At 65.9% G+C, this 8425-nt stretch carries 6 protein-coding genes and 1 tRNA gene; 2 read left to right on the top strand and 5 right to left on the bottom strand.

Features of this window, described 5'->3' with window-relative positions; all coding sequences use genetic code 11:
• Nucleotides 1-13: 13 nt before the first annotated feature.
• On the bottom strand, nt 14-1216 hold the full coding sequence (locus tag VKP01_RS07905; RefSeq protein WP_324411607.1) for a hypothetical protein: 1203 nt from the start codon (nt 1214-1216) through the stop codon (nt 14-16).
• A gap of 84 nt (nt 1217-1300) precedes the next feature.
• A tRNA-Ser gene (locus VKP01_RS07900) sits at nt 1301-1390 on the bottom strand.
• A 294-nt stretch (nt 1391-1684) separates the two neighbouring features.
• Here VKP01_RS07900 and VKP01_RS07895 point away from each other — a divergent pair.
• Nucleotides 1685-3364, top strand: coding sequence for a thiamine pyrophosphate-binding protein (locus VKP01_RS07895; RefSeq protein ID WP_324411606.1), 1680 nt, complete (start codon nt 1685-1687; stop codon nt 3362-3364).
• Nucleotides 3365-3470: 106 nt separating this feature from the next.
• Here the strand turns inward: VKP01_RS07895 and VKP01_RS07890 are convergent, their stop codons facing one another.
• The 3 genes from VKP01_RS07890 to VKP01_RS07880 all read right to left on the bottom strand — a co-directional run bounded on the left by VKP01_RS07890 (nt 3471) and on the right by VKP01_RS07880 (nt 7757).
• Nucleotides 3471-5039 carry an alpha/beta fold hydrolase gene (locus VKP01_RS07890; RefSeq protein ID WP_324411605.1) on the bottom strand — a complete coding sequence of 523 codons (1569 nt, stop codon included), beginning with the start codon at nt 5037-5039 and terminating at the stop codon, nt 3471-3473.
• A 221-nt stretch (nt 5040-5260) separates the two neighbouring features.
• On the bottom strand, nt 5261-6787 hold the full coding sequence (locus VKP01_RS07885) for a DNA polymerase Y family protein (protein ID WP_324411608.1): 1527 nt from the start codon (nt 6785-6787) through the stop codon (nt 5261-5263).
• A gap of 13 nt (nt 6788-6800) precedes the next feature.
• On the bottom strand, nt 6801-7757 hold the full coding sequence (locus VKP01_RS07880) for a hypothetical protein (protein WP_324411604.1): 957 nt from the start codon (nt 7755-7757) through the stop codon (nt 6801-6803).
• A gap of 188 nt (nt 7758-7945) precedes the next feature.
• Between VKP01_RS07880 and VKP01_RS07875 the strand changes: the two genes are divergently transcribed.
• Nucleotides 7946-8425 (top strand): ABC transporter substrate-binding protein (locus tag VKP01_RS07875; RefSeq protein ID WP_324411603.1); only part of this gene is annotated, 480 nt, incomplete at its 3' end.

Raw genomic sequence — 8425 nt, 5'->3', positions numbered from 1 at the left:
CCTTCACAAACGGTCATACCGTCTGACGCTCTACAGCGCCACCCGGATTCACGCTGCGGATAGGATCGTGGGCATGCTCAGCACCGTCGTAGCCCCTGTATGTCTTCGGCTTGGTGGACTGATGAGTGTGTCGGGATGAATCCTCACCGTGTGCCTCTCGAACCCCGGTCGGCTGCGGGCTCCGATCGCCGATCATTGCCCCGAGATGATCAAGCAGGCCGGGATCACCATTCAGCTGGTCCATCAAGCTGCTGAATGTCTGCATCCGGGAAGACGCGTTGGCAGTGATCTGCGGGGCATGCCGGGCGACGATATCGTCACTCTCGCCGCCCTTTCGGGCGCGCTCCGCATGCACGATATCGCGGATATGCGTGGCATAGATAGCAGTCGCCGGATCGAGCGGCGGGGCCGCGCCCGCAAACGCATCACGCAGACGCCGTAGTTCCCCTGCGAGAATATCGAAAGGATCGGGTTGTTCGGGCGAAATCATATTCTTATTCATCGGTGTATTCATGGTCGAACTCATGGACGCAACCAGAATGTCAAAAAACGCATTCAGATGACGTGCCCGTTTCTTCGCTTCGGGCGGCGTCATCGGGCCGAGCCTGATACGAAGGATGCGCGACGAATGCTTCTTTGTAAAAGCTGATTCTGCAGTTAATCCGAAAACGGATTTTGGAACACGCCGCTGGAACACATAAGCATCACGGTCCCGTGTCAGATTCTGCGGCAAGTTTCGCAGTAAGTCACCTTGGCTGAAGCGTTTCCTGCTTTCTCCATTTCTTGAGCGCCGCCCCTGGGCGCGGTGATCGGCATGTTCGATCAGTGTATTGCGATTCGTTTGCTCTGACAAAGGCCCGTCAATGCCAGCGTGATGGCCGGCGTGGTGCTTATCGGCGACGCCCGCGTTTTCTCGGGCGGATGGCGCCGGCGGCGCAGCGAGCCCGCCTCCATGCAAACCCTGTTCCATGTGGGCGGCCCCGGCGGCCCCGCTGCGCAGCCCGACACCAACATGCGGCGCCATGCCGCAGGTGAAATCCACAGCCTTTTGCGGCCCTCCCGCTTTCACCGACTGAATCCCGCTGGTTACATTTGCGGTTACATCCGGGGTTACACCTGCGGTTACTTTTGTTGATTTTGCTTGGTTTTTTGCCGCGTCGGCGCAATTGATGGTTTCATGTCCATTGCGGCCCTGGATATGTCGATTGTGTCCCATTGTGGTATCCAACGTGTTGCGGGGCAACACAACCGGGTACCTTGCGAGGGACTTTCTCGGCTTACAATTTTTGCAACCCAGGGATGGCGGAGAGGGGGGGATTCGAACCCCCGATACGGTTGCCCGTATGCCGCATTTCGAGTGCGGTGCATTCAACCACTCTGCCACCTCTCCGCATTGATCGACGAATACCCGCACGGGGCTCTCTTCGGTGGCCGCGTGCGGATTAGCATGGGGCGGGCGTGGGGACAAGCGGGTTGAGCCGGCTTCCGTCGAAATTCAGACCTGCACTTCGCCGGCGCGCAGGCATCGCGCACAAGCCGCGTGGGCGGGCTTGCGCCTTCATTGCGGGCGGGCCATCAGCTAGTGTCCCGGTAATGATCACGTCAAACCGGCGAATCCGCATTCCTGTTGCGGTGGATGCCTGGAGAAAGCGCCTCGCAAGGGGCGCATCGGAGAGGAAACACCATGAGCGCGACAGCCCGCACCGGCGGCCAGATACTCGTCGACCAGATCGCCCTGCACGGATCAAAGCAGATTTACTGCGTGCCCGGCGAGAGCTATCTCGCGGCGCTTGATGCCATGCATGATGCGCAGATCGGTGTCACCGTCTGCCGTCAGGAAGGCGGGGCGGCGATGATGGCGGAAGCCTACGGCAAGCTCACCGGCCAGCCTGGCATCTGCTTCGTCACACGCGGCCCCGGCGCCACCAACGCCTCGGCGGGCCTGCATATCGCACGTCAGGACTCCACCCCGATGATCCTCTTCGTCGGCCAGATCGGCCGCGAGATGCGCGAGCGCGAGGCCTTCCAGGAGCTCGATTACCGCGCCGTCTTCGGCACCATTGCCAAATGGGTGACCGAGATCGACGATCCCGCGCGCATCCCGGAACTCGTCTCGCGCGCCTTCCATGTTGCCACTTCCGGACGCCCCGGCCCCGTCGTGATCGCGTTGCCGGAGGACATGCTCACCGAGGCCGCCGTCACCGTCGATGCGCCCGCCTACAGGCCGATCGAGACGCATCCCGGCCCGGCCCAGATGGTGGAACTGCAAAAGCTCCTCGCCGCGGCGAAGCGCCCCGTGGCGATCCTCGGCGGCGGGCGTTGGGATCAGCAGGCGGTGTCGCGCTTTACCCGCTTCGCCGAGCGCTTCCAGCTGCCGGTCCATACCTCCTTCCGCCGCCAGATGCTGTTCGACACCTTGCATGACTGCTATGCGGGTGACCTCGGCATCGGCCCCAATCCGAAGCTGCTCAAGCGCATCAAGGAATCCGATCTCGTGCTGGTTATCGGCGGGCGGCTGTCGGAGATGCCGAGCCAGAGCTACAGCCTGTTCGAGATCCCGGCACCAAGCCAGCGGCTGGTGCATGTGCATCCCGATTCGTCGGAGCTCGGTCGCGTCTATAGCCCCTTCATGGCGATCAATGCCAGCCCCGGCGCCTTCGCCGCGGCGCTCGAGAGCCTGCAGCCGCCGGCGGATCTGCCCTGGGCGGAGGATACCCGTACGGCGCATGCCGATTATCTGGCCTGGAGCGACCCGGCATCGATCACCCATCCCGGTGCTCTGCAGATGGGGCAGGTCATGGCCGAACTCGCGAATGTCGTGCCCGATGATGCAATCATGGCCAATGGCGCGGGCAATTATGCCGGCTGGGTGCATCGTTTCTGGAAGTTCCGCCATTACGGCACGCAGCTCGCCCCGACATCCGGCTCGATGGGCTACGGCCTGCCGGCAGCGGTCGGCGCCAAGCGCGCCTTCCCCGAGCGCATGGTGGTCTCGCTCGCGGGCGATGGCTGCTTCATGATGCACGGGCAGGAATTCGCCACCGCCGTGCAATATGACCTGCCGATCATCGTCCTGATCGTCGATAACGGCATGTACGGCACCATCCGCATGCACCAGGAGCGCGATTATCCCGGTCGGGTTTCCGCCACCATGCTGAAGAACCCTGATTTCGCGGCCTATGCCCGCGCCTTCGGCGGCTTCGGCGCGCGGGTCGAGCGCACGGAGGAATTCGCCCCCGCCCTGAAGGAGGCGATGGCCAGCGGCAAACCGGCGATCATCCACCTGCTAATCGACCCCGAAACCATTACCCCCACCACCACCCTCTCGGCCATCCGTGACAAGGCGATGCAGGAAAAGGCCTGAGGCTGCCTGCCACGGGCGGGTCCCCGTGTGATGACGTGAGAGACACCCGCCGGCGACGGCGGGTGTTTTCATTTGTGGCGATATGTCCGGCGTTCCACTGCCACGCCTACTGTGCCGGGGCGAAGACCGGGCGGTATGATTCGGCGCAGGTCGCATCGACGGGCCCGTCCGGCGCGTCGAGGAAATTGGCGGTGATCACCTGGGCACAGATGCTGGTCGAGTGGATGTCGTGGGCCATGGCGCGGAAGGAGACGAGCTGGGCGTTGTCGAGCGCCTCGGCGGCGTCATGCGCCCAGAGCGTCGGTGTCAGCGGGTCCATGTCGCCGGTGAGGACGAGCGTGGGAATGGCGCTGGTCACGGGCGCATGGAAAGCGGCATCGGCGGGGTCGGTCTGCATCACGGCGCAGGCGAGCCGGTAGCCGTGAATGCTCTGATCGGGGGCATAGACCGATGGCGCCTTCGCCGCGCCCGCTTGCGCCACGGCTTTATTATAGGCGGGAACGTCCTCACGGCAGCGCACGGCCATGTGCATGCCGATGGCGATACCGAAATCGTCATCGTGCAGGCTGCTCTGGAAGATGCGCAAGACCTCGTCGTCATTGAGGCTGAGGCGGCCATCGGCCATGCGCGAGAGTTCGTGAATGTAGCGGGCGACGGGCTCGGGCCCGACGGCGAAATTCATGTGGCTGTAGAGGCCGTTGATGACATCGTTCCAGCCCACGCTGATGCGCGTCAGTTCGCTGTCGGGCGATTCGCGCAGATAGATGTCCATGTCTCCATCGGCCAGATGCGCGCGGATATGCGCGATCTGCGCTTCGAGATCGCCGAATGTCTCGCTGCAATAGCTGTCCTGCGCACAATCGTTGAAGAGCTGCGAGAACAGCTTCGCGCGGTTCTCCGCGAACGCCGCGTCGAAATGCGGGGTGACGGCCTGCGGGGAATTGAGCACGACGGAGCGGATGCCGTCCGGATCGACGCGCATGGCATCCAGCGCGACGCGCGCGCCGTAGGAGGTGCCGTGCAGGTTCCATTGCCTGATTCCGAGGCCACGCCGGATCGCCTGCAGATCGCGCGTGGCCGAGCGCGTGTCGAACGCATTGAAATCCACCCCCTGTTCGCGCCAATCCGTGAGACATTGCGCGAGGCGCTCCTCGACCGGTGATTCCGGCTTGAGATCGGGGTCGTTGAGGCGGTTTTCGTCGAATTCCAGCATGCTGGCGGCGTCGCAGGTCAGGGCGGGAACCGAGCGCCCGGTTCCGCGCTGGTCGACCATCACGATGGAGCGCGTGCGGCGCAGTTGCAGCGCCTTGGCGAGGCCCGGCAGCATCTGGCTCGCGCCCTGGCCCGGCCCGCCGGCGATCATCACGATCGGATCGGGATCGTCGACGTTGATGAAATTGCTCAGCACAGTCACGGCGATGGTCAGGCGCGGCGCGTCTTCCGGCAGGGCTCCATCGGCTGAGACGTCGCCGTAGTGCCTCGGCACGATGGCCTCGAAACAGGCGGCGGTGTCACCGCGCGGTACCGTGAAGGGGCAATCAACCTGCGTGACCGGCGCTGTATAGGTCGTGCCAGCCTGAGTCGGGGCACGTGCCTCTGCGGGTATAGCGATACCGGTCACGATGGCTGCGAGGGCGAACGAGGCGAGGGTGGATGGAGCTCGGGCGGATGCCACAGAGCGGGCTTTCGTGAATGGTTTCAATGTCGTTTTCAAGGTGCCCCCCTTTGCTCCCTCTGATCCATGCTTCCCGCTGGAGACAATGCGCATGGTGATGTCTGTGGGCCGATAGATCCTTCAGCCGCGAGACTATGGGGGGCGGCCTTGCGAATTCATTGATCCATCGTTGGTTTTGATGCTTCACGGCTGTGCGCGATGGGAAATACGCACCCGCTTCCTCACCCGAACAGCCCGTGCAGATACCAGCGCGGTGTTTGCGTCTCGCGGGCATAGAGGCCGTGGCGGAAGAGCCAGAAGCGGCGGCCTTCGCGGTCTTCGACGCAGAAATAATCCCGCGTCAGCCGCCCGCCGCGCCACCAGGGCGGGGCGATGCGCTCGGGGCCTTCATAGGCGATGGTCTCGTGCAGCACGCGGCGCCAGCGAAAGCGCAGGGGCGGGCCATCGGGCACGCCGGCCAGCGCCTCGATCGGTTCGGGCTGGTCGAACAGGCGGATCGGGCGATCCGGCGCGGCGGCGGAGAGCCAGGGGGAGGGGGCGGCGAGCCAGGGTGCGGGACGGGTTGAGGAACGGGCGGAGGAGCGCCCGGAAGAAGGGCGATCGAACGGGCGGCGCAGGCGCGCGGCCTCTTCCGGCAGATGCGCGTCGCCGGCAACGGGAATGCGCACGCGCGCCTCGCCGAGCCGGGCACCGAGCGTGTCGATCAGCTGTGCGAGCGCCTGCCCGCGCGCACGGCCATCGAGCCGGGGGCTCGTCTCGTCGAGGCGCCCGACGGCGATAGCGGTGAGCCGGGCGAGATCGAAGCCATGGCCCACATCAAGGGCATCGTGCAGGCCGGCGAGCTTTTCGCGGAAAAGCAGCATGATCCGGTCTGGATCGCGCACCGGGCGCCCGGCCTGCAGGGAAATGCGCCGCACGGCGCCGTCAACGCGAAACAGCACGTATTCCAGCCGCGTCGCGCCCTCGCCGTGGCGGGTGAGCATGGCGCAGAGCTCTTCCGCCAGCCGCTCCAGCGTGCGCGCGACATCGTCACTGGCCAGAATCGGCTCGAAGAAACGGCGCTCGGTGAGATAGGCCGGCGCCTCGATCCGCGCGCCGATGCCTGAGCGCACGCATCCCAGAGCCGCATCAATGCGCGCAAGCAGATCCGCGCCGAACCGGGCGGCGAAGGGCGCGCGCGGACGCAGCACAATATCCTCGACCCGGCGCAGGCCAAGCCGCTCCAGCGCTTCGCAGGTCTCGGGCGCGACGCGCAGGGCGCGCAGGGGCAGGGGCCGCAGGGCCGCTTCCTCGGCGCCGCTTGCGATGATCGGATCGGGCCCCCCTGCCCTGTCGCGCTTCGCGCGCGTCAATGCAGCGGCGGCTTCCGGCGTTCCGGCAATGGCGAGGCGGGGCTGGAAGCCCATGCGGGCGAGGCGGGTGCGGATATCGGCGAGGAGCGCTTCCTCGCCACCGAAAAGATGCGCCGCACCGGTCATGTCGAGCACCAGCGCGCCGGGCGGGTCCTGCGCCAGAAGCGGAGTGTAGCGCCGCGCCCAGTCAGCGAGGCGTTCCAGAAGGGCGCGATCCGCTGCCGGATCGTCAAGCAGGGCGATCAGATCGGGATGGCGCGCGCGGGCATCGGTGAGCGCCATACCCGCGCGCATGCCGCGTTGCACCGCCACGGGATCGGTGGCGGCGAGGCGCAGGGCGCCGCGCGTCTCGCAGGTGGTGACAAGAGGGCGAGGTGCAGATTCGGCGGGATGCACATCCGTGTCCGCCTCATCCTGCAGCAACCCCTCGCGCTTGATCCGTTCGCTGGTGAGGAAGGGCAGGAAGATTGCCAGATAGCGCCTGTGATGCGCCTGATCGTGATGCGGCTGCCCCCTCTCCCGCCCCGATTGCGCTGAAACGCCCGTGCTCATGATCCCATTCCCTCAGCCAGCGTCCCTCGCGCCCGCCGCGATGGCGGGCCAGATGCAGGCGCCATGCGGCCCGGCCCGGCTCGCCGGCGAGGCCGCGCCGGCTCGGATGCGCGCCGATCAGCCAGCGTGTCCGCGCGGCGCTGGCGATCTTCAGATCGCGCGCACCGCTGCCTGCCTGGACCAGCAATCCCGTCGCGCCCCCCTCCCGCGCCGCCAGAACCAGCCGGCGCGAGGCGGTGAGATCGCAGGCTCCGGCGAGCCCGGTCACTTCTGCCAGAACCGTATCGAGCCCCGGACAGCGCAGCCCCTGTTCCATCGCCCAGAGTGTGCTGCGGGCATCGCGGGTACGCACCATGATGATGCGGGCGGGATCGAAGGCATTTTTCGCCGTCACGTTTCCCGCCATGGTTTTCCCCGCCATCATGGCGATCCCCTGCGGATAGGGCGCCCCGTCCTCGGCCCGGGCACGCTCTTCCTGTATCCAGAGCATTGCCCCGCCGCGATTGAGCCGCAAAGCCAGCGCGAGGGCGAAACCGTGCGCGGCCCCGCAATCGCCGGCCTCCTCCGCGAGGATCTCGTGGACGGCGCCCCGCGCGAGCCCGCCGCCAAGCACCGTATCGACCGCGTCATGGTCGAGAGGCGCGTGATCGTCGGCTTCAGCGCGCGCCGCATGCGACTCACCGCAAGATTCCCCGAAAGCCTCCACCGCTCGCCGCAAAACCCCTCGCGCCCGCAACTGCGCGAGATCCTGTGCGGCAGATGACGCATCATCTGCAAGCGAATCGTCAGTGGCGGGCGCGCAACCAGGCATCATCACTTTTTGATCCCTTTATGTTCTATAAATGATCTCTATTTGATTCCAGTTCCTCCCGGATGAGTCAAGCATTCCGCCTGCGTCCGATCCCGCCCGTGACGAAATTTCCCGATACGCTCCACGCGCCGCTATCCTCCGGGCGCGATGATGCTCTACCTTCCCCCGACACACCATCGACGAGACGCTGCATGTTCGAACCCACGCGACCCTTCACCCTGATGCAGGCACGCCTTCCCCTGCGTGATCCGCATGATTGCACCGACGGGGCGGATGAGCTCGCGCTCTACCGGGCGCTCTACGAGACCCTCGTCGGCTACGGGCCGCGCGGCTTTCGCCCGCGTCTCGCCCGGAACTGGCAGGTCTCTCCCGATGCCCGGATCTGGCGCTTTCGCCTGCGTCCCGGCACGCTCTTCCATGACGGGACGCTCTGCGATGCGCAGGCGGTGGCGACTTCGCTCACGCGCATGGCGCGCCCCGACAAGGGCTATGCGCTGGGCTCGCCGGCGGTCTGGCGGGCGTATCTCGGCGACGCAGATATCCGTGTCGACGATCCCCACAGCCTCACCATCCGGCTCGGCACGCCGATGGCGGATCTGCTCGACATTCTCGCCCAGGCCTTCATCCTCTCCCCCGCCGGGCTCGACGCCCTCGATGCCGGCAGGATCGCG

The sequence above is a fragment of the Saliniramus sp. genome (assembly GCF_035311605.1).
In the GTDB taxonomy this organism is placed as follows: Bacteria; Pseudomonadota; Alphaproteobacteria; order Rhizobiales; family Beijerinckiaceae; genus Saliniramus.
The sequence above is the reverse complement of the archived record's forward strand: the minus strand, read 5'-3'. Positions and strand labels throughout refer to the sequence as shown.